We start from the raw sequence: 21,436 nt of genomic DNA, 5'->3' as shown, positions 1-21,436 counted from the left end.
CTGCCTGTCGAAGGCCCGCTCCACTGCCTACGTCCTGCTGATGCTGAGTTGTACGGGTGTGGGCGCGACCGGGCGATAGGACCAGACCGGTGCGGCCTTGTGGGTTCCCCAGGGATCGGAAGTGATGGCAACGGCCGTGTCTGGAGGCGGTGCCGCCAAGGAGCCGGTTTTCAATGAAGGGATGCAGTTGGCACTTGAGGCTTCAGTGCAGGAACAGCTTCCAGAAGTGCACTTGTCCGCTTCAACAGGCGCAGTCTTATGCATTTGCTGCGAAGTCTCGTGGACGTGGTGGGGACTGGCAGTCCCCGAAGGAATCGCCGGGTTGGCCGAGTGCGTGTCGTGGGATCCGGTGACGACGTGCATTCCAAAAATGCCGGCAATGACCGCCGCCACCAGCAGCAGGAGCGAGGCCCGTCCAAGAAGGGAGGCGCGGGCGTCTTCGGATGGCGGCCTGTTCACGATCCTCCTCTTACTCTTCCTGGTGAGCGATACCCTCTCGACACTGGCAGTATACCCCTGGAGGGTATCCCGTCCTTTCTCAAGCAACGCGGGGTCAGATATGGCCCATGGTCCCCCCAAACATCGGCCATATCTGACCCCGCGTTGCATTTTGGCGCCTAGAATCACCGCATGGGCCTTCTTACGTTCAGCATCAATGTCACATTGGACGGTTGCGTCGACCACAGGGAGGGCATCGCCGACGACGAGACGCACGCCTACTTCACACGCCTCCTGGACCAGAGCGGCGCAATGCTCTGGGGCCGGACTACCTACGAAATGATGGAGGTCTACTGGCCCTTGGTGGCCCGGGGTGAAGTAGAAGCACCGCCCGCCCTTCGCGAGTGGGCGATCACCTTGGAGGGCAAACCCAAGTACGTCGTTTCCACAACCCGGAGCGACTTTCCCTGGACCAACAGCCACCGGCTGGTCGGCGAACTGGGGACGGCCGTGCAGCAACTCAAGGACCGGACCCCCGACGGGGTGCTTGTGGGCAGCGGCAAACTTGCCACCGAGTTGGACCGACTTGACCTGATTGACGAGTACAAGTTCCTGGTCCATCCCATGATTGCCGGCCACGGTCCCACCCTGTACCAAGGCGGACTGCCCAGCACCCGTCGTCTCGATCTCATCTCGGCACAGCCGCTCAGCAATGGTGCGGTGGCCATGCACTATCGAAGGGCTGGGTGAGGAATGCGCTGGCAGTCACCGGCGTTGTGACGGGCATGCACAACAAACGGATCGGCTTCCTCTCCTTTGGCCATTGGGCCCGCGTCCCGGGTTCCCTCGTGCAAACGGCCGGCGAGGCCCTGAAACAGGGGATCGAACTCGCTGCCGCCGCCGAGGAACTGGGCATCGACGGCGCCTTCTTCCGGGTGCACCACTTCGCCCGGCAGCAAGCCTCACCGTTCCCGCTCCTCGCAGCCATCGCAGCCAGGACCAGCCGCATCGAGATGGGCACAGGCGTGATCGACATGCGCTACGAGAACCCCCTCTATATGGCCGAGGAGGCCGCCGCCACGGACCTGATCAGTGATGGCAGACTCCAGCTTGGTGTGAGCCGTGGTTCACCCGAACCCGCAAAAAATGGTGCCGCCAATTTCGGCTACGTCCCCGAAAACGGTGAGGATGGCGGTGACATGGCCCGCCGCCACACCGCCCTGTTCCGCAAAGCGATTGCCGGGCACGGCGTGGCCGAAGCGGATCCACACTATTCCGGCGGTGCCACCGGAATGCTACCGATCCAGCCCCAGTCGCCCGGCCTTCCCCAACGGATCTGGTGGGGCGCCGGCACCCGCAAAACTGCCGTGTGGGCCGCGGAGCAAGGCATGAACCTCATGAGCTCCACCCTCCTCACCGAGGACACGGGTGTTCCCTTCGATGAACTGCAGGCCGAGCAGATCCGGATGTTCCGCGAAGCCTGGACCGCAGCCGGACACGACTTCGAACCACGAATCTCCGTGAGCCGCAGCGTGATCCCCATCGTGGACGACGTCGACAACCACTACTTCGGCCTCCGCGCCCAAGCGGATAGCCAGGACCAAGTAGGAATTCTCGACGGCGCGTTGTCCCGTTTCGGTAAAAGCTACATCGGGGAACCGGACCAGCTAGCCGAAGAACTGGCCAAGGACGCCGCAGTGCAATCCGCCGATACGGTCCTGCTGACCGTCCCCAACCAGCTTGGCGTCGAATACAACGCCAAGCTGTTGGGAAACGTGGCCCAGCACATCGCCCCGGCTTTCGGATGGAGCGCCAACCGGGTCAGCTGAGTATGCCGGGGTGACCCTAGGACGCGACTGCCACGAGCCCGCCGCCCGCCCGCGAAGCGGCCAGTCCATCCGTAAACACCCGGTATCCCCGCTCGTGGTCGAATCCGTGGATTTCCCGGGTGTCCAAGGCATCCATGAATTCCAAGGTCTCTGGAGTGACCACCTGGCCCGGCACCAGGATGGGAAAGCCTGGTGGGTAAGGTGTCACAAAACCAGCAGACACTACCTCCTGCCCCTTGGCCACTGCCGCCGTGACCTCAGCCGCCGACAGGTAAACCGTGGACCCGGGTTTGTAACTTTCAAAGTAGGCGGCCCGGATATCGCCGTCCTCGCAGGCATCGTCGGTGCGGAAACGCGATGCAAAGGTGCTGAAGTCCGGCAGCGGGGGAGTCCGGTGGGGGCCGGACGCTGCGGCAACTGTCCGGGGCCGGGCAGAGGGATGCGGGTTCTCGAATCCTTCGGCCAGTTTCACCAGGACCTCGATCAGGTAGGCCACCGAGCTGCGGGACGTACCGATGTTGGTCATGAACAAAACGGTGTTCCGTGACGTCTTGTTGACCTGGATGCCGTGATCGTCCATGAGGTAGCTGTGGCGGAAAGTGTCGCCGTCGATCCCTGTCCTGCTGATGTCCAGCGTCAGGCGGCTGGGGTCGATCACGAATTCGTCCCGTTGCCAGGCGTCCTCCAACTCGGCCAGCCCGTCCCTGAGCGGCATGGTGGACGTGGTTTCCCTGTATTGCGGACCAATGAGGTCGCGGGAGGACAGTACGCGGAAGTACTTCTTCAGCAGGGGATGCCGGGCAACGGCCTGGGCAACGGACACGGCAAGATCGGATTGCCGTTGAACCAGGCCGAACCCTTCCAGCTCCACCTGTCGCCTGCCAATGTCCAGGGACGCCAGGATCTGGTAGTTGGGCGAGGTGGACGTGTGGGTCATGTAGGCCTCGCGGAAGGACTCCTGGTTGGAATCCGCGAAGTCCTGGTCGTACACGTGGATCATGGAGCCCTGCCGCAGGGAAGTCAGGGTTTTGTGCGTGGACTGGGTTGCGTATACCCGGAGCCGTGCCTTCGCCGGGTCCGGGATCAAGCGGGTGTTGAGCCAGGCGTCGTCGTCGATCGGCTCTCCGGTGGCCGGGTCATGGAGGGCAGCGGCTTGTTCAGCATGCCGGGCGGCATAGGCCGGGCTGCTGAAGGCGGCTTCCAGCGCGGCTGCGGCTGCCATGCCAGTACGACGCCGGTACACCGGATGGGAGCGGGCGAAGGCAAACCAGGCCTCGTCCCAGAGGAAGACCAGGTCCGGCTTGATGGCCAGGCATTCCTCCATGACCCTCTCGACGTCGTAGACAACACCATCGAAGGTGCAGTTGGTCAGTGTCACCATCTTCACTTCATGGAGCCGTCCGGCACGGCGGTATTCCAGGAGCCTCCGCTTCAGGCTTGCCACGGGCACAGCGCCGTAGAAGGCGTATTTGTCCAGAGGGTAGGCGTCCAGGTAGGAAACACGGGCGCCCGCCAGCATGAAGGCATAGTGGTGGGACTTGTGGCAGTTCCTGTCAACCAGGACCACATCGCCGGGCGCCAGCAGCGACTGGTGCACGATCTTGTTGGCCGTGGAGGTGCCGTTGGTAACAAAGTAGCTCCGTTGCGCTCCAAAGGCCCGGGCGGCGAGGTCCTGTGCGCGCTTGATGGAACCATGCGGATCCAGCAAGGAGTCCAGGCCGCCGGATGTGGCTGAGGTTTCCGCGAGCAACAGATTGGTCCCATAGAAATCAGCCATGTCGCGGATCCACGGCGAGCTCCCTACTGAGGCACCGCGGGAAATCGGCAGCGCATGGAAGACGCTGGCGGGCCGGCGGCTGTACTCCTGCAGGGCCGTGAAGAACGGAGTTTCATAACGCTCGGTCACCCCGGACAACAGGGACAGATGCAGGTCCAGGTGGTCCTGCCTGCGGAAGATGCGCCGGAACTTCCGGGTGAGTGAGCCTGCGAGTGATTCGATGGAAACTCCGGCCACCAAATAGACATCCAACTCGGGGCGGAGTCCGGAGATGGCCTCCGCCAAACCGAGGATCCGACGGACGGGACGGGATTCCTGGAGCCCGGCGGATGTGTGCCGGACAAGGAATCGCCGCAGGTCGCTGCCCAGTTGTTGGGAGCTTGGGATGGAGAATCCCGGCCGAAGTACCACGGCCTGGATGTCCGGGTTCAACAGGACAGCAACAAGGGCGTCTTCATAACTCGGGACCACATTGACCGTGTAGGTAAAAGCATCCGAGGGCCGGCGTTGCGCGGCCATGGTGGTTTTCAGCGCTTCGGCCTCTTCGATCGACAACGCGTCGACCACCAGTACCTCGAAACGCGGACGCTCGGCCTGGTCCGGTTGTTCAACGGTGTCCTCTTCCGCAGCCTCACCGCGGGGAGCCGACGTCGGTTCTCCGGAGGAGGCGAGCGGGAGGTTGGGCAGGCCGCCCAGAAGATGCAGCGCGGCCTGGGGTTCGCCGTCGTCGTGCAGTTGTCGCAACTGGGCCACCGCCCCGACCCCCGGTTCGGCCCAATACGGTTCCACGGCTTCCAACAGGGCAAACGTCCGGTCCACCTGGGACAGCAATCCGGACTCCTGGTGCCGGTCGGCGGCCAGCTGCTTGAGGGCATATCCCAGGAACTCCCAGGCGTCGGCACGGGACCGCCACGCCCGGCTGGGAGTGCCGATGGCTGGGGACGGGGAGGGGGTGTTCATGTGTTTCGCTTTCGAACTGAGGGGAGTCTAGGAATTGGAGTTGGTGCGGATCCGGCCGCGGTACGCGTACCAGCCGGCTATCAGCATCGGCGCCAGGACCAGTAGGGATGCCAACACCCAACGGCCCGTTTCGGAGAAGCCCATGGTGACCAGGACGAAAGCCAGGAAACCGAGCGTGAGGTAGGAGGTGAACGGCGCTCCGAAGAGCCGGAACGCTGGACGCACCACTTTGCCGCTGCGCACCCAGGACTGCAGCTTGATATGGCACAGCATGATGGTGGCCCAGCCGCCAATGATGCCCACTGCCGAGACTTCCAGCACGATTTCGAAGACCTGCGAGGGCACAATGGCGTTCAGGCCCACGCCTGCCAGGGTGATGACCGCGGTCAGCAGGATTCCGCCGTACGGCACTCCGGAGGCGCTGATCCGCCCGGTGAACTGCGGTGCAGAGCCGTTGACAGCCATGGAGCGAAGGATCCGGCCGGTGGAGTAAAGACCGGCATTCAGGCTGGACAGGGCCGCCGTGAGGACCACGAAGTTCATCACCGAGGCGGAAATGGCTCCGGCCTGCGGATCCCCGAGGTGCGAGAAGAACGTGACGAACGGTGATTCGCCGGCCTTGTAGGACGTGAAGGGGAGCAGGAGGGAGAGCAGCAGGACCGAACCGACGTAGAAGATTCCGATGCGGATGACCACCGTGTTCACCGCTTTGGGCATCACCTTGTGCGGGTTGGCCGTTTCGCCGGCCGCCGTGCCTACCAGTTCCACGGCGGCATAGGCAAAGACGACGCCACTGATGGCCAGCAGGGGTGCCACAGCGCCCGTGGGGAAGATGCCGCCGTTCTCGGCGATGACGTTCAAACCCGGAACACCAACATCCGTCCGGCCACCGAACACGATGAAGCAGATCCCCACCACCAGGAACGCCACCAGGGCACCCACCTTGATCAGGGCGAACCAGAACTCCATCTCACCGAAGATCTTTACCGACAGCAGGTTCAGCGCAAGCACCACAACCAGGGCCACGAGCGCGATCAGCCACTGCGGAATGTCATTGATCGGGGCCCAGAACTGTCCCCAGAACTTCACGTAAAGTGCCACGGCCGTGACGTCCACAATGGAGGTCATGGCCCAGTTGAGGAAGTAGAGCCAACCGGCTGTGTAGGCCATTTTCTCGCCGTAGAACTCCCGGGCATAGGACACAAAGGAACCGGACGTAGGGCGGTACAGCACCAGCTCACCCAGTGCCCGGAGAATCAGGAAGGCGAAGAAGCCGCAGACGGCGTAAACAAGGATGAGCGCCGGACCCGATCCGTTCAACCGGCCACCCGCACCCATGAAAAGGCCGGTTCCGATCGCGCCGCCGATGGCGATCATCTGGATCTGCCGGGGCTTGAGGGTTTTCCGGTAGCCGGCTTCTTCCCGGGAGAAGTCTCCCGACGACGGACCGACCGCCGGTTTCTCTTCGGTCCGGACGGGTGTCAGGGTCTCTGTGGACGCGGGGGTGGGTATCACTGTGGGGGTCTCCTTTGACTCCGGCGCCACCGCAGGTGGCTGAATACTCCGAAACTGGACTGCTGGAGGGCTCGGCAGCAGTCTTTGTGGCGTTTGGGACAGTCACCAACTCTAGGTCGCAACCGTCGTCGGCAAATTGGCTGGCGAACCAAATTCAAGGTCCGGCTCTTGTGCCGGGACCACAACACTGCTGTTCTGAAGGGCCGGTAATGTTTCTCGCTGTGCGTGCATACGTACATGTACCGGCAGGCCCCTCAATGGCGAGGGCGTGCTGCTGAATGGACCTGATGATGAAAGGAAGCGAAAGCTTCGTTGAAAGCCCTGGAAATAGACGACGACGGCGTCGTCACCTTATTGAGCGATGTCCTGGAAGACCTGGGTGTCGACAACGCACGCTTGCTGCTGGCCCCCGCAGAGGACAACCGGGCCGTTCGTGAAACGGTCATTGTCGATGCCGAGGACGAAGACGCGATCCGGCCCGGGGCCCTGGTGATGCTCATCGGCGTCCGCGGGCGTGCAGCATTCCCGGCACTCCGACGGATTGTTGCCGGCCGGCCCACCGCAGTGGCGGTCAAGGGCAGCGAACGGGAGTTGGAAGCCGCAGCCGAGCTGTTGCAGCCAACCGGTATAGGGCTGGTGGCAGTCGCCCCCGGGTTGCGGTGGGACAAGTTCGAAAGCATCGCCCAGGACCGTGTCCACGAAAACCACGACGGCGAGCTGCCGGGGGAGGGCTCAACATCGGTTCACCGTGACTTGTTTGCGATAGCCCAAACCACGGCAACCCTCACGAACGGGCATGTGGTTATCGAGGATCCGGGCAACAGGGTGCTCGCGTACTCACCGGCTTCCAACGACGTTGACGAACTTCGGCGCCTGTCCATCCTGGCGCGGCGGGGGCCGGAAAAATACCAGAAGCTGCTGAAGGAATCCGGCGTTTACAAGCACCTCCAAGCCACGGAGGCGCCGGTCCATGTGGAGGCCAACCCCGAGGCCGGGCTAAGGGAACGCGTGGCTATTGGCATCCATGCCGGCAGCCGCGTGATGGGCTACATCTGGTTGCAGGAGGGCGCAGAACCCTTGGCTGCCAACACGGACAGGATCATGGTGGGTGCTGCCCGCCACGCCGCGATCGAACTGGTCCGGCACCGCAACGAGCAATCCCAATCCATGCGCGAAGACCGGGTATCCAGTCTGCTCAGTGGTACGGCCCAAGTACATTCGCAGGCGCAGTCCGCAGGAATTGATCCGTCAAAGCCTGCCGCGTTGGTCCTGATCTCCGCGGGTGGCCTGAGCCAGAGCGCGGCGGGCCTTCAGCTCCGCAGGGGAGAGCTCTCCAAAGTGGCATCCATCCACGCAGCAGCGTACCGGCCGGGCGCCGTGGTGGGCGCGTTGGGGATGGAAACGGCCGTCATCCTCCCGGACCTGGACCCGCTGAAATCCCTGCCCGCTATCAACAGGCTGGTCAACACGATTGTTCGTGACGTCACAACACACCTGCACTTCCAAGTGCAGGCGGCCGTGGGCCCGATCGTTCCGCGCTTGGATGCACTCCAGGCAACGCTCGACCACGTCCGCAGTGTCCTCAAGGTCATGGAAGCGACCCCTTCGGTCCGGGTGGCTTCCTACAGCGATGTGGAAACGACGGTTCTGACCAGGGATCTGTTGGAACTGCTCGAGTCAAGGACCACGCTCCGCCATGCGGGCATCACGCGTCTATGCACCCGGTACCCCGAATTCGCCATGACATTGCTGACGTACCTGGAGTTCTTCGGCGACGTGAACCGCTGCGCCGAGGAATTGGCAGTCCATCGCAATACCGTCCACTACAGACTCCGCCGGGCGTGCGAAGTTGCAGGACTCGACCTGCAATCCGCGGATGAACGCTTGCTGGCACACCTCCAGATCAGGCTCTGGACCTACGCAAAAACCAAAGGCTAGAACCGTGGATATCCAAAACCTCCTCGACGACATCGTCGGGGCCGTTCAGCTGCAGGTTGGCCAGGGAAACGTGGCCGACTACATCCCCCAACTGGGGGCCGTGGACCCGTACCAATTCGGGATATCGCTGGTCACCCGGGACGGCGAGGTCTACTCGGCCGGGGATGCCCACGTGGAATTTTCCATCCAAAGCATCTCCAAGGTTTTCGCGCTGGCCTTGGTGCTGGCGTACGACGGAGATGGCATCTGGAAGCGCGTTTTCCGGGAGCCCTCGGGCAATCCGTTCAATTCCCTGGTCCAGTTGGAAAGCGAGGACGGGATTCCCCGGAACCCCTTCATCAACGCCGGAGCCATTGTGGTGACGGACAGGCTCCTCAGTATCACCGGCAACGCAGCGCATGCTGTCCGGGACCTGATGCGGCAGGAAACGTCCAACGCCGGCGTCGACACCGACCACCGGGTGGCGTCCTCGGAGTTGGACAACAGCCACCGCAATGCCTCCTTGGCGCACTTCCTGGCAAGCTGCGGCAATCTGGAGAACCCGGTGGAGGACGTCCTGGATTCCTATGCCAAGCAATGCGCCCTGGCCATGACCTGCGAAGACCTGGCGCTCGCAACCCGGTTCCTTGCTTCCAATGGTTTGGGGGCGGACGGCAACCTGCTGTTGTCGCCAGCGCAGACCAAGAGGATCAACGCGGTAATGCTCACATGCGGAACGTACGACGCCGCCGGAGAGTTTGCGTACCGCGTGGGACTTCCGGGCAAGAGCGGGGTGGGCGGCGGAATTGTGGCCGTGGTCCCCAACAGGTGCGCCATCAGCGTGTGGAGCCCGGGGCTGGGCCGTTCAGGGAATTCGGTGGCGGGTGTGGCCGCCCTGGACGAATTCACCACGCGCACTGGGTGGTCGGTCTTCTAGCCGGCCAGCAGATGTGAAGCCTTTTGTGACGCCGGATTACCCAGCGTTACCGGGTGTTTCCGAGCCTTTGAAGCATATTACGGCGCCGCCCTACAGTTTTTTCATGGCAATACAGGACATTTACCCCACTGCGCTGCGGCTGCTCGGCCGCCCGGTGCTGGTTGTGGGCGGCGGACCCGTCGCGGAGCGCCGCGCCAAGGGACTGCTCGACGCCGGTGCGAAAGTAACCGTGGTCGCTCCCGTTGCCACCGAGAACCTTCGCGGACTCGCAGCTTCCGGCCTCCTCACCTGGGAGCCCCGCGAGTACCGCACGTCCGACCTCGACGGCGTCTGGTTCGTCCAGACAGCCACGGGCGCTTCCGCTGTGGACACCCAGGTGGCGGCCGACGCCGAGGCGCAACGCATCTGGTGCGTCAACGCCTCCGACCACGAAGCTTCAGCGGCCTGGACTCCAGCAGTTGCCGTGGTGGATGACGTCAAGATCGCCATCAACGCCGGGGGAGACCCGCGCCGCGCCATGGCGCTCCGGAACGCCGTTGCCACCGCGCTCGAAACAGGTGACCTTCCTCTTCGCCGGCACCGTAGAGCGGAGAGCGCAGGTTCCATTGGTTCCGTCGCCCTGGTAGGTGGCGGTCCTGGCGACTCGGGACTCATCACCGTCCGCGGCAGGCGCTTGCTCGGCCAGGCCGACGTCGTGGTTGCAGACCGACTTGGCCCGCGCGAGCTGCTCAACGAGCTTGCCCCGGACGTCCGCGTGATCGAAGTAGGCAAGACGCCCGGCCACCATCCAGTGCCCCAGCTTGAGATAAACCGCATCCTCGTGGAGGAGGCCCTCCAGGGAAACCGTGTGGTCCGCCTCAAAGGCGGCGACCCCTATGTCCTGGGTCGCGGCGGCGAGGAAGCAGAGTTCTGCCGGCAGAACGGCGTCGAGGTTGAAGTGGTGTCCGGCGTGACGTCCGCGATCTCGGTTCCTGCGGCGGCCGGCATCCCGGTGACGCACCGGGGCCTGGCCAAGGGCTTCAGCGTGGTGACCGGCCACGAAGAGCTGTCCGAAGTGCCCGCACGCCCCGACCACACTGTGGTGTTGCTCATGGGAGTGGCGCAATTGCGCGATTCCGCGGCGGCCTTGGCGGGCTCGGGTCTGCCTTTGGACACTCCAGTGGGTATCGTAGAAAACGGGTATTTGCCGGATCAGCGCGTCACGATCGGCACCTTGGAGACCATCGCGGACCAGGCGGAAGCCGTGGGCGTGGCGAATCCGGCGGTGATCGTGATCGGCGATGTGGTCCGCGTCAGCCCGTTCGCCCCGCAGCATTTCAAGACCGCTGACTACAGCACCATTACCCCCAACCGTCCCCGCGTCCGCAGTAACTAAGCCCCCGGCCCAACTAAGTAGCAGATAACGTCGTTATGAGCCCTCAAAACGACGTTTACTGTTACTCAGTTGGGAGGACTGAACAGAAGAAGGAACACAGCCGTGTCAATTAGCACTCCCGTAGGTTCTGCGGACCGTCCGCTTCGCGTCGCCGTCATCGGCTCCGGCCCGGCCGGCGTGTACGCAGCGGACATCCTGACCAAGAGCGAAGCCGTCAAAAGCGGCGAACTCAACGTCAGCATCGACCTCTTTGACCGCTACCCGGCACCGTACGGCCTGATCCGTTACGGCGTTGCCCCGGACCACCCCCGCATCAAGGGCATCGTGAACGCCCTGCACAAGGTGCTGGACCGCGGCGACATCCGCTTCTTCGGCAACGTGGACTACGGCACGGACATCTCCATCGAGGACCTCCGGAAGCACTACGACGCCATCATCTTCGCAACCGGCGCCATCAAGGACGCGGACCTGAACATCCCGGGCATCGAGCTCGAAGGCTCCTTCGGCGGCGCGGACTTCGTCTCATGGTTCGACGGACACCCGGATGTTCCGCGCGAGTGGCCGCTGGATGCCAAGGAAATCGCCGTCCTGGGCAACGGCAACGTGGCGCTGGACGTGGCACGTATGCTGTCCAAGCACGCCGATGACCTCCTGGTCACCGAAATCCCGGACAACGTCTACGCCGGCCTGAAGAACTCCCCGGTCACGGATGTGCACGTGTTCGGCCGCCGTGGACCGGCCCAGGTGAAGTTCACCCCGTTGGAACTGCGCGAACTCTCGCACTCCAAGGACGTGGACATCATCCTCTACGCCGAGGACTTCGAATTCGACGAAGAGTCCGACCGCCAGATCCAGACGAACAACCAGATCAAGACCATGGTTGGCACGCTCACCAACTGGATCGCCGAGCAGCCCGAGGACCTCTCCGAGCTCACGGCTTCCCGCCGCCTGCACCTGCACTTCCTGCACAGCCCGGTGGAAATCGTTGACTCGGCCGAGACTCCGGGCAAGGTTGCCGGCATCAAGTTCGAGCGCACTGAACTGGACGGCACGGGCAACGCCCGCGGCACCGGCGAGTTCATCGACTACCCGGTCCAGGCCGTGTACCGCGCCATCGGCTACTTCGGTTCTGCCCTGCCGGACGTCGAGTTCGACCACAAGAAGGGCGTGGTAACGAACGACGGCGGCCGCGTCCTGGACGCCGACGGCCAGCACGTGCCGGGCCTCTACGCGACGGGCTGGATCAAGCGTGGCCCGATTGGCCTCATCGGCCACACCAAGGGCGATGCCCTGGAAACCGTCACGTACCTTCTGGAAGACCGCGAAAACCTGCCGCTGGCCGAGGTTCCTGCGGCAGACGCCGTCGTGGATTTGCTCGACGGCCGCGGCGTGAAGTTCACCAGCTGGGAAGGCTGGCTGGCCCTGGACGCCCACGAGCTCGCACTTGGTGCAGCAGCCACCGAAGCCGGCGGCTCGCACGGTGTTGAAGTCAAGCGCGAACGCGTCAAGGTTGTGCCGCGCGAGGACATGGTCAACATCTCCCGCGACGGCGTATCCGCCCAGGTCTAGGACCAACGCGGGGTCACTTTTGGCCCATTCGGAGCTTCCGGATGGGCCCTAAGTGACCCCGCGTTGTTTTAAGGTGGGGGTATGGACGTCGTGGTCATCGAAACTCCCCAGTTGGGGGACCGGAGCTACTTGGTCCACGATGGCACGGTGGCGTTGGTGATAGACACCCAGCGTGACATTGACCGCGTGGAAGCTGCTGCCCGCGAGGCCGGCGTCCGGATCACGCATGTTGCCGAAACCCACCTCCACAACGACTACCTCACCGGGGGCTTGATCCTGGCTGAAGCCCACAACGCCGGGTATCTGGTGAACGCCGCGGACCACGTCTCATTTGAGCGCACGCCTGTCTCGGACGGGGACGTCTTTCTTGTGGGACGCCTCTCGGTGCGCGTGGTCGCTACTCCGGGCCACACCCACACGCACCTTTCGTACGTGGTGCGCGATGACACGCACGACGCCGGCCGTGAAGCTGTGTTTTCCGGCGGCAGCTTGCTCTACGGCTCAGTAGGGCGGACGGACCTGGTCTCACCGGCCGACACCGCGAAGCTGGCCCACGACCAGTATTCTTCCGTGCGTCGCCTGGTGCATGCCGCAGCGCCTGAGGCAGAGCTCTACCCGACGCATGGCTTCGGATCCTTCTGTTCCATCGGCCCCGCGAGCCGTGCGCACTCCTCGACTTTGGCCGAACAGGCGTTGTCCAACCACGCGCTCACGGATCCCAGCGAGGACCACTTTGTCGCCGAGCTGCTGGCGAACATCACCGCCTACCCCGCGTACTACGCCCACATGAGCCCACTCAATGCTGCGGGCCCAGGGCAAGCGCCATTGGACGTGCCCGGCTCCGTGGACGCCGAAGAGCTGGGGCGGCGACTGGAAACGGGGGAGTGGGTGGTGGATCTGCGTCATCGCGTGGCCTTCGCGGACAGCCATCTGCAGGGAAGCGTGAGCTTCGAGTACGGAAAGGGCGACAACTTCACCAGCTACCTGGGCTGGGTGATCCCGTGGAACCAGCCACTGACACTCCTCGGATCACAGGATGACGTGGAAAAGGCGATCCGCGACTTGGCGAGGATCGGCATCGATAGTCCGGATGCCGCCGTCGGACCTCAACGTGGTGTGCCTGTTGGCGCGCTGGCGCCCGGGGTTCCCCAAGCCAGCTACCCGTACGGTGACTGGGGCATGCTCAGGAAAGAGAGGATGCCCCAGGACGTGGTGTTGGACGTCCGTAGGCCGGAAGAATTCGAGGCCTCCCATGTGGTGGGCGCCCTCAATGTGCCCGTTTATGAGCTGCTGGGGAAGATGACGGAGCTGCCGGATGCCAGGATCTGGGTGCACTGTGCCACGGGGTATCGGGCGAGTGTCGCGGCAAGCCTCCTGGATCGGTCCGGGCGGGATGTAGTGCTGGTCGATGCCCGGTTCAAGGATGCGGCCGGAGCAGGGATTGAAACCACGCCGCAGCTGACGGGTTACCGCGGGCCCTGATCCGAGCAGTAATCCAGATTCCGGTACACGCTGCGGACCGCGGCATCGGGATCGTGTGCTTCCAACGCGTCCACCAGTTCATCGTGGCCTTCGCGTGGAATCCCGTTGAAGCCGCCCTTGCGTTGCTGGCGGAGGAGGTCGTTGTGGAAGACCCCGCCAAACGAAGCGTACAGCTGGTGCAGCAGGGGATTGCCTGACGCCGAGGCAACGCATTCGTGGAAATCCCAGTCCGCCCGTGCCCATGTTGGGTAGTCCTCGGCCAGCCAGGCATCGTGGCGCAGTGCCAGGAGGCGGCGCATCTCGGCGATGTCGTCCGCCGTCGCGTGCTTCGTCGCAAGGCGGGCTGCCTGGGTATCCAAGCCCAGCCGCACTTCCACAATGTGCTCCTGGGTGTGCTCCAGGTACATGCGTTGGGCGGCGCCGGACATTTCACTGTTGGCCCGCACATACGTGCCGTCTCCTCGGCGGACTTCCAGCATCCCGGAGTGTGCCAGTGCCTTGATGGCCTCGCGCAACGTCCCACGGGATACGCCAAGCGTGGACATGAGCTCGGGCTCGGCAGGAATGCGTTCCTGGAGCGGCCACTCGCCTGACTTGATCATGTCCCGCAACTTGGCGGTGATCTCCTCGGCGAGGGCCGGGCGGTGCGAAGGCGTCAGGGTCATGCTGTCCTCGGTGCGGTCTTGGTGGCGGTGCGTTTGCTGGTGAGCAGGTGGCAAGTGACCATGAGGGCCACCGCCACGATGGACAGCAGGCTCATGGGCAACACCCAGCCCCCGGTGGCGCTGTGGAGCAGCCCCATCCCGAACGGGCCGATTGCCGCAATCAAGTATCCCAGCGATTGGGCGATAGTGGAGAGCGCGGTGGTTTCCGCCGTCGAGCCGCCGCTGCGGCTGATGATCACCAAAACCAGCGGGAAGATTCCCAAACCAAAGCCGAACAGCACGGCTGGAACAACGGCCAGCGACGTCGGCAGCCACAGCATGGCGGCGATGGCCACCAGGGTGGAGCTACTGGCAAGGTAAAGGGCGGGGCGGAGCATGCCTGGACGGGAGCCGAGGGCGAGCAGGATCATTCCGGCAGCAACGGAAACCAGCTGCATCACGCCGAACTGGAGCCCACTCTCTGAAGCGCTGAGGCCCTGGGACGTGAGGATGTAAGCGAACCAGCTCATCACGGCATAGGCGAGGAAAGCCTGGAAGGTGAAGATCGCCGTGATCAGGATGCCCAGGCGGGTACGCAGCAGCGGCCACATGGAAACCCTGGGGCGCTCCATCTTGGCAGAGTTGCGGTGGCTGTGCAGGACCACGGGCAGGAAGCCCAGGAGGGCTGCGACGCCCAGAAGGCCCCACGCCGCAAGGCCCATGGAGGGCGAGCCGAGCTGCTGGGCCATGGGGACGCTGACTGCTGCGGCAAAGGTGGCGCCACCGGACATGGTGAAGGTATAGAGGCCGGTCATCATGGAGGTACGGTCCGCATAGTGCTCACGGATGAACGACGGCATGGCCACGTTGCACACAGCCAGGCCGGACATCGCAAGGACGGTGCCGCCGAGGAGGGCCCCGGTGACCGGCACCCCACGGACCAGCAGTCCAGCCGCCAGCAGTGCCAAGGCGATGGCAATGGCTTTCTCCACACCCACGCGGCGTGTAAGCCAGGATGTTCCCATGCCGGCGACGGCGAAGCACAGCAGCGGGATGGACGGCAGGATGGACGCCACCAGCGCCCCGTACCCGAGCACTTGCTGCAGCTCGTGGAACAGCGCTGCGGCGCTGGTGATACCGGCGCGCAGGTTCAGGCCGATGAGGACTACCGCAATGATGCCGACGACGGCGACGACCCGCGTCTTGGGGGCCGTCTGGCTGCCCGCCTGGACGGAAGAGGCCTGGGCGGTGGAAATGGTGGGGATGTTTCCTGTGCTGGGGGTGAGGGGAGTCGACGCCATGTCTAAAGGTTAGACGTTTGACGTCTAATGTCTACACTTTTGTGGCGAACCTCTCCGCCGGCTGCTAGCGGGGGTTTCTGGACCCTAGCCGCTGGACCGCCAACGCCAGCCACAACTGGACCCGGTCCTGGGTCTGCGACGGATCGTAGCCGGTGAGCTCGGTGATCTGGGCCAGGCGGTACCGCACCGTGTTCCTGTGCAGGGTGAGGGCCTCGGCTACCGCGGCCACCGAGCCATTGTGGTTGAGGTAGCTTTCCAGGGTGGCCACAAGTTCAGCCCCGTGGGCGGCGTCGAACTTCCGGAGCGGGGTCAGGGATTCGCTGGCCATGTCTGCCAGCGGAACGTCCTCGCTGGCGAGCAGCAACGACGTCAGGCTCAGTCGTTCAGGCTCGTTGACCGGCAAACCGTGCGCCGCGGCGTCGCGCGCTTCAAAGTAGCTCCAGCGCAACCCGTTCGGCTTCGTGTACGCGCCGCCGATGCCGATCACGGCGTGGATTCCGGCCTCCTGCAGGTGGTCGCTGAGGCTTTTTGCCAGGGCGGCGGCGGAACTGCCGTCGTCGTTCACCACCGTCACCAAGTCCTTCCCGACGACGGCGCTGACGCCGGCTTCCAGCGACTGGGGAAGGGAAATGCTGACCAGTTGTTTGTGGTGCGCCGTGGATTCAGCAACCAGCACAACGTTCTTGCGGGTGCTGTTGATGCCCACCCCTGCCAGGCGTCGGGCGGCTTCGATGGTTTCCAGTGTTCCGTGGATGACGTCGTCCAACACCTGGCCTGCCATGGCGCGCTGGGACTGGCGCTGCTTGACCATGTTGTTGAGCTCCACGCTGATGAGGTTCTGCGCGTAACTGACAATGCCGGAATCGATGAAAGGCTGCCGCAGCCAGAGCGTGCAGGCGTCCCTGCGGCCCGTCGGAATCGGGTACGAAGCCCAGCCATCCGCCGTCGGGGCCGGTTTCCCGGGCACGCTGTTGTAGAGCTGTGCGCTGAACTGGGTGAGCACCACATCGGTGCGCAGCATGCTGCCCAGTTGTTTGAGGAGCTCATTGAGGCCGCCACCGGTGAGGAGCGAACGGGCCAGGATCTGGTGGCCGGCGAGGAGGCGTTCCAGATTGGAGTAGTGGTCTGCGGAGTGGGACTCGGCCACCAGTTTGCCGATGGCAATGAAGGGTATCTCGTAGGGCACTTCCACCAGCGGCAGGCCCCAGCGGTTGGCCTCGGCGATCAAGGCTTCCGGAACGGTCTCGTGCGTGAGGCCGATGCCGAAACCGATCCCCACGGCACCGGCGCGCTGTACCTGGCGTACGAAGCGCCGCTGGTCGGCGGCGCTCTTGAGGCGCAGGCCTGTGGTGAGGACCAGCTCTCCGCCGCTGAGGAAGCGTTGCGGGTCTTCCAGTTCGGTCACTGCAACCCAACTGATGTCCTGGTTCCAGGTGGTCTCGGCCAAGCCGGATTGACGGAGTTTCAGGGAGGGGACAGCGACGAGCGAAGCGAGGGACAGGGCCATGCTTAAAAGCGTAACCCGGCGCTGGTCAAGCGCACTAAGCGGGGTGCGCTTGTGTGTGCAGCTGACTATTCCTTGGACCCCCTCCCTGGCATAGGCTCTGATCAGCTAAACCCAAGCCCAGACACCGAAAGAGGGTTGCACACCGTGGTTCAAACCTTGCAGAACTTCATCAATGGCGAATTCGTTACGCCGGCAGGCACGGGTCTCCTGGACATCGTGAATCCCGCAACAGGGGAAATCGTTGCCAAGTCTCCCATTTCGGTGCAGGCCGACGTGGATGCTGCCATGACCGCGGCAAACGAGGCCTTCAAGTCATGGAAGAAGGCCACCCCGGCCCAGCGCCAGCTCATGCTGCTCAAGCTTGCCGACGCCGTGGAAGCCAACAGCGACGAACTCGTCGAAGCACAGCACCGTAACACCGGACAGGTCCGCTCCCTGATCGCTTCCGAGGAAGTGGCAGCCGGCGCAGACCAGCTCCGCTTCTTCGCCGGTGCCGCACGCATCATGGAAGGCAAGTCCGCAGGCGAATACTTCGAAGGCCACACCTCCTACGTGCGCCGCGAACCCATTGGCGTCGTAGCCCAGGTCGCGCCGTGGAACTACCCGTTCCTCATGGCCATCTGGAAGATCGGCCCCGCCCTGGCAGCCGGCAACACCGTCGTTCTGAAGCCCTCGGACACCACCCCCGAGTCCACCTTGGTGCTGGCCCGCCTGGCTGGTGAAATCTTCCCGGCCGGCGTCCTGAACGTGGTTCTCGGCACCGGCGAAACCGGCGCCATGATGGTTGACCACGAGGTCCCCGGACTGGTCTCCATCACAGGTTCCGTCCGCGCAGGCATCGCCGTGGCAAGCGGCGCGGCCAAGGGCCTCAAGCGTGCCCACCTGGAACTTGGCGGGAAGGCTCCGGCCATCGTCTTCAAGGACGCCGACATCAAGAAGAGCGCAGCGGCCATCGCCGAGTTCGCCTTCTTCAATGCCGGCCAGGACTGCACCGCCATCACCCGCGTCCTGATCGAGGACTCGGTCCACGACGACGTCGTGGCAGCCATGGTTGAGCACACCAAGACCCTGCACACCGGTTCGCAGAACGACGAAGACAACTACTTCGGCCCTCTGAACAACGTGAACCACTTCAACGCCGTCACCTCCGTGGTGGAGCACCTCCCGGCGAACTGCAAGATCGAAACCGGCGGCCACCGCGCCGGCGAGAAGGGCTTCTTCTTCGAGCCCACCATCATCTCCGGCGCCAAGCAGAGCGACGACATCGTGCAGAAGGAAACCTTCGGCCCGGTCATCACCGTCCAGAAGTTCAGCACCGAAGAAGAAGCGCTCGAGCTGGCCAACGACGTCGAGTACGCCTTGGCGTCCAGCGTCTGGACCACCGACCACGGCACGGCCATGCGCATGAGCCGCGACCTGGACTTTGGTGCGGTCTGGATCAACACCCACATCCTCCTCACGGCAGAGATGCCGCACGGTGGCTTCAAGCAGTCCGGCTACGGCAAGGACCTCTCCATGTACGGCGTCGAGGACTACACGCGCATCAAGCACGTGATGAGTGCATTGGATGCATAGCTCAGTCGCGTAAGAATTTCCCCGTTTTTTAGAAAGGCAAACCCCTCATGACCACCACCGCGAACGAACTCTCGTACCGCATCGAGCAGAAGCGCAACATCAACGGCGCCTTCCCCGGCCCCAAGTCGCAGGCACTGGCCGAGCGCCGCTCCGCCGTCGTAGCTGCCGGCGTCGCCTCGGGCGTTCCCGTTTACGTTGAAGACGCCGACGGCGGCATCATCCGCGACGTCGACGGCAACTCCTTCATCGACCTCGGCTCCGGCATCGCCGTGACCAGCGTCGGCGCGTCCGATCCCGCCGTCGTCGCCGCTGTCCAGGAAGCTGCCGCGCACTTCACCCACACCTGCTTCATGGTGACCCCGTACGAGGGTTACGTCGCAGTTGCCGAGCAGCTCAACCGCCTCACCCCGGGCGACCACGCCAAGCGCACCGTGCTGTTCAACTCCGGCGCAGAAGCCGTGGAGAACGCCGTCAAGGTTGCACGCCTGGCCACCGGCCGCGACGCCGTGGTTGCCTTCGACCACGCCTACCACGGCCGCACCAACCTGACCATGGCACTGACCGCCAAGGCCATGCCGTACAAGACCAACTTCGGCCCGTTCGCGCCCGAGGTCTACCGCATGCCCATGAGCTACCCGTTCCGTGAAGAGAACCCGGAGATCACCGGTGCAGAGGCCGCCAAGCGCGCCATCACCATGATCGAGAAGCAGATCGGTGGCGACCAGGTTGCCGCGATCATCATCGAACCCATCCAGGGCGAGGGCGGCTTCATCGTCCCGGCCGAAGGCTTCCTCCCGGCATTGTCCGCCTGGGCCAAGGAAAAGGGCATTGTCTTCATCGCCGACGAGGTCCAGTCCGGCTTCTGCCGCACCGGTGAGTGGTTCGCCGTCGATCACGAAGGTGTTGTCCCGGACATCATCACCATGGCCAAGGGCATCGCCGGCGGCCTGCCGCTCTCTGCGATCACCGGCCGCGCGGACCTGCTCGACGCCGTCCACCCGGGCGGCCTTGGCGGCACCTACGGTGGCAACCCGGTTGCTTGCGCAGCAGCACTCGCCGCGATCGACACCATGGAACAGCACGACCTCAACGGCCGCGCCCGCCACATCGAGGAACTCGCCCTGGGCAAGCTCCGCGAACTGGCTGAGGAAGTTTCGGTAGTTGGTGACGTCCGTGGCCGTGGCGCCATGCTGGCCATCGAGCTGGTCCAGCCCGGCTCCAAGGAACCCAACGCCGAACTCACCAAAGCCGTTGCCGCTGCTTGCCTCGCCGAAGGCGTCATCATCCTGACCTGTGGCACGTACGGCAACGTGATCCGCCTGCTCCCGCCGCTGGTCATCAGCGACGAGCTGCTGGTCGACGGCCTCGAGGTCCTCGCTGCGGCCATCAAGGCGCACGCGTAGCACCCACGCTGTGAAAACAAAGGGAGGGCCGGGGTTTCAAAACCCCGGCCCTCCTCTTGCCTTTAAAGCAACGCGGGGTCACTTATGGCCCATGTTGACGCCCAACATGGGCCATAAGTGACCCCGCGTTGCGGTATTAAGGCTCGACGGCGGCCAGCCGGGCCTTCTTCTTCAGCACCGAGTTCTTCCGGGTGGTCCGCAGCATGTCGATGGTCAGGAGGACCAGCGCGAGCCAGACTACGCAGAAGCCGATCCAGCGGGCCGTGGTCATGGTTTCGTGGAACACCAGCAGCGCCACAACGAACTGCAGGATAGGGGCGAAGTACTGGAGCAGCCCGATGGTGGTCATCGGCAGGCGGCGGGCGGAGGCGCCGAAGAAGAGCAGCGGCACGGCCGTGATGACGCCGGAGGCCACCAGCAACCAGAAGTGCCCCGCGCCCAGCGTCGTGAGGGTTTCCGCGCCCATCACGCCCAGGACCACCATCGTGATGGCCGCGAAGGGTGCCAGCACCATGGTCTCAACACTGAGGCTCGTCAGGGCATCGACTTTGGGGCCAACTCGCTTCTTCACGAAACCGTAGAGGCCAAAGCTGAACGCCAGAATCAGGGCGATCCACGGGAGCTGACCGTAGGAGAACGTCAGGACGCCCACGGCAACGAAGCCAATTCCCACGGCTGTCCATTGCAAGGGACGCAGTTTCTCCTTGAGGACAAAAACACCCAGGAGAACCGAGACCAGCGGGTTGATGAAGTACCCCAAGGAGGTCTCCACGGCATGGCCGGTGGTGACACCGAAGGTGTAGGTAAGCCAGTTGATGGCGATCAGGCCCGCGGCCAAGGCCAGGGGACCGAACACGCTGCGGTCCTTCAAGGCAGCCCCGAAAACCCGCCAGGACCTGGTGATGGTGATCAGCAGTGCGCAGAACAGCAGGGACCACACAATCCGGTTGGCGACTATTTCGATCGCCCCGGCGGGCATCAGGACGAAGAAGTACAGGGGAAGCAGGCCCCACAAGCCGTAAGCGCCGATGCCGAACAGGATTCCCGCCGTCGACTCGCTTCGCACCGGTTTGCCGGAGCCGCCGGTGGCTTTGCCTCCGCTCCCGGGTGCCGCCGTCGTTGGCTGGTTTGAAGGGGAGCCTGAGATGATCTGTTCCGGAGTCGACACATTGTCGCCAACACCAACCATCCCCGCAATATTCCGCAA

16 protein-coding genes are annotated in these 21,436 nt (G+C 64.0%); 9 read left to right on the top strand and 7 right to left on the bottom strand.

Annotated features, from left to right (window positions below; translation table 11 throughout):
• Positions 1-27 precede the first annotated feature (27 nt).
• Positions 28-459 carry a DUF6153 family protein gene (locus PJL15_RS14850; protein WP_281451914.1) on the bottom strand — a complete coding sequence of 144 codons (432 nt, stop codon included), beginning with the start codon at positions 457-459 and terminating at the stop codon, positions 28-30.
• 171 nt (positions 460-630) lie between these two features.
• Between PJL15_RS14850 and PJL15_RS14845 the strand changes: the two genes are divergently transcribed.
• Complete coding sequence (locus PJL15_RS14845) at positions 631-1,188, top strand: dihydrofolate reductase family protein (protein WP_281451913.1); 558 nt, start codon at positions 631-633, stop codon at positions 1,186-1,188.
• A gap of 35 nt (positions 1,189-1,223) precedes the next feature.
• The gene (locus tag PJL15_RS14840; protein WP_281451951.1) at positions 1,224-2,267 is read left to right on the top strand and encodes an LLM class flavin-dependent oxidoreductase; all 1,044 of its coding nucleotides are present in this window, start codon (positions 1,224-1,226) and stop codon (positions 2,265-2,267) included.
• A gap of 16 nt (positions 2,268-2,283) precedes the next feature.
• Here PJL15_RS14840 and PJL15_RS14835 read toward each other — a convergent pair whose 3' ends face one another.
• Complete coding sequence (locus PJL15_RS14835) at positions 2,284-5,004, bottom strand: aminotransferase class I/II-fold pyridoxal phosphate-dependent enzyme (protein WP_281451912.1); 2,721 nt, start codon at positions 5,002-5,004, stop codon at positions 2,284-2,286.
• Between the two features lie 27 nt (positions 5,005-5,031).
• Positions 5,032-6,519: an amino acid permease gene (locus tag PJL15_RS14830; protein ID WP_281451911.1), complete on the bottom strand. Its 1,488-nt coding sequence runs from the start codon at positions 6,517-6,519 to the stop codon at positions 5,032-5,034.
• A gap of 312 nt (positions 6,520-6,831) precedes the next feature.
• On the opposite strand from PJL15_RS14830, the gene PJL15_RS14825 reads away from it, so the two are divergent.
• The 5 genes from PJL15_RS14825 to PJL15_RS14805 all read left to right on the top strand — a co-directional run bounded on the left by PJL15_RS14825 (position 6,832) and on the right by PJL15_RS14805 (position 13,799).
• Entirely contained in the window at positions 6,832-8,457 is a 1,626-nt protein-coding gene (locus PJL15_RS14825; protein ID WP_281451910.1) for a PucR family transcriptional regulator, read from the top strand.
• A gap of 4 nt (positions 8,458-8,461) precedes the next feature.
• On the top strand, positions 8,462-9,373 hold the full coding sequence (locus tag PJL15_RS14820; protein ID WP_281451909.1) for a glutaminase: 912 nt from the start codon (positions 8,462-8,464) through the stop codon (positions 9,371-9,373).
• A 103-nt stretch (positions 9,374-9,476) separates the two neighbouring features.
• Positions 9,477-10,748 carry a uroporphyrinogen-III C-methyltransferase gene (cobA, locus tag PJL15_RS14815; protein ID WP_281451908.1) on the top strand — a complete coding sequence of 424 codons (1,272 nt, stop codon included), beginning with the start codon at positions 9,477-9,479 and terminating at the stop codon, positions 10,746-10,748.
• A gap of 102 nt (positions 10,749-10,850) precedes the next feature.
• Positions 10,851-12,317 (top strand): FAD-dependent oxidoreductase, encoded by a 1,467-nt coding sequence (locus tag PJL15_RS14810; protein WP_281451907.1) that lies wholly within the window; start codon positions 10,851-10,853, stop codon positions 12,315-12,317.
• A gap of 81 nt (positions 12,318-12,398) precedes the next feature.
• Positions 12,399-13,799: an MBL fold metallo-hydrolase gene (locus tag PJL15_RS14805; protein ID WP_281451906.1), complete on the top strand. Its 1,401-nt coding sequence runs from the start codon at positions 12,399-12,401 to the stop codon at positions 13,797-13,799.
• Here PJL15_RS14805 and PJL15_RS14800 read toward each other — a convergent pair.
• The 3 genes from PJL15_RS14800 to PJL15_RS14790 form a co-directional block, all read right to left on the bottom strand.
• Complete coding sequence (locus PJL15_RS14800; protein ID WP_281451905.1) at positions 13,784-14,464, bottom strand: FadR/GntR family transcriptional regulator; 681 nt, start codon at positions 14,462-14,464, stop codon at positions 13,784-13,786. The two genes, PJL15_RS14805 and PJL15_RS14800, sit on opposite strands and share 16 nt — an antisense overlap.
• A complete protein-coding gene (locus PJL15_RS14795) occupies positions 14,461-15,744 on the bottom strand; it encodes an MFS transporter (RefSeq protein ID WP_281451904.1) in 1,284 nt (427 codons plus the stop codon). The genes PJL15_RS14800 and PJL15_RS14795 overlap by 4 nt, the downstream gene beginning before the upstream one ends.
• A gap of 64 nt (positions 15,745-15,808) precedes the next feature.
• A complete protein-coding gene (locus tag PJL15_RS14790; protein WP_281451903.1) occupies positions 15,809-17,251 on the bottom strand; it encodes a PucR family transcriptional regulator in 1,443 nt (480 codons plus the stop codon).
• Positions 17,252-17,395: 144 nt separating this feature from the next.
• Here PJL15_RS14790 and PJL15_RS14785 point away from each other — a divergent pair, with 144 nt between their 5' ends.
• Together PJL15_RS14785 and gabT are read left to right on the top strand one after the other, a co-directional pair.
• Positions 17,396-18,826 carry a gamma-aminobutyraldehyde dehydrogenase gene (locus tag PJL15_RS14785; protein ID WP_281451902.1) on the top strand — a complete coding sequence of 477 codons (1,431 nt, stop codon included), beginning with the start codon at positions 17,396-17,398 and terminating at the stop codon, positions 18,824-18,826.
• Between the two features lie 47 nt (positions 18,827-18,873).
• Positions 18,874-20,229: a 4-aminobutyrate--2-oxoglutarate transaminase gene (gene gabT / locus PJL15_RS14780; protein WP_281451901.1), complete on the top strand. Its 1,356-nt coding sequence runs from the start codon at positions 18,874-18,876 to the stop codon at positions 20,227-20,229.
• Positions 20,230-20,365: 136 nt separating this feature from the next.
• On the opposite strand, the gene rarD is transcribed toward gabT, so the two are convergent.
• Positions 20,366-21,436 (bottom strand): EamA family transporter RarD, encoded by a 1,071-nt coding sequence (gene rarD, locus PJL15_RS14775; RefSeq protein ID WP_281451900.1) that lies wholly within the window; start codon positions 21,434-21,436, stop codon positions 20,366-20,368.

The sequence above is a fragment of the Paenarthrobacter nitroguajacolicus genome (genome assembly GCF_029952445.1).
Lineage (GTDB): Bacteria > Actinomycetota > Actinomycetes > Actinomycetales > Micrococcaceae > Arthrobacter > Arthrobacter nitroguajacolicus_B.
Note: the sequence above shows the minus strand (reverse complement) of the source record. Positions and strands in the feature narration are given on the sequence as shown.

Excerpts from the sequence above, each read along its gene's own strand:
- gabT (WP_281451901.1), top strand. The coding sequence starts at position 18,874 with ATGACCACCACCGCGAACGAACTCTCGTACCGCATCGAGCAGAAGCGC.
- PJL15_RS14840 (WP_281451951.1), top strand. The coding sequence starts at position 1,224 with ATGCACAACAAACGGATCGGCTTCCTCTCCTTTGGCCATTGGGCCCGC.
- PJL15_RS14790 (WP_281451903.1), bottom strand. The coding sequence starts at position 17,251 with ATGGCCCTGTCCCTCGCTTCGCTCGTCGCTGTCCCCTCCCTGAAACTC.
- PJL15_RS14845 (WP_281451913.1), top strand. The coding sequence starts at position 631 with ATGGGCCTTCTTACGTTCAGCATCAATGTCACATTGGACGGTTGCGTC.
- PJL15_RS14800 (WP_281451905.1), bottom strand. The coding sequence starts at position 14,464 with ATGACCCTGACGCCTTCGCACCGCCCGGCCCTCGCCGAGGAGATCACC.
- PJL15_RS14795 (WP_281451904.1), bottom strand. The coding sequence starts at position 15,744 with ATGGCGTCGACTCCCCTCACCCCCAGCACAGGAAACATCCCCACCATT.
- PJL15_RS14835 (WP_281451912.1), bottom strand. The coding sequence starts at position 5,004 with ATGAACACCCCCTCCCCGTCCCCAGCCATCGGCACTCCCAGCCGGGCG.
- cobA (WP_281451908.1), top strand. The coding sequence starts at position 9,477 with ATGGCAATACAGGACATTTACCCCACTGCGCTGCGGCTGCTCGGCCGC.
- PJL15_RS14805 (WP_281451906.1), top strand. The coding sequence starts at position 12,399 with ATGGACGTCGTGGTCATCGAAACTCCCCAGTTGGGGGACCGGAGCTAC.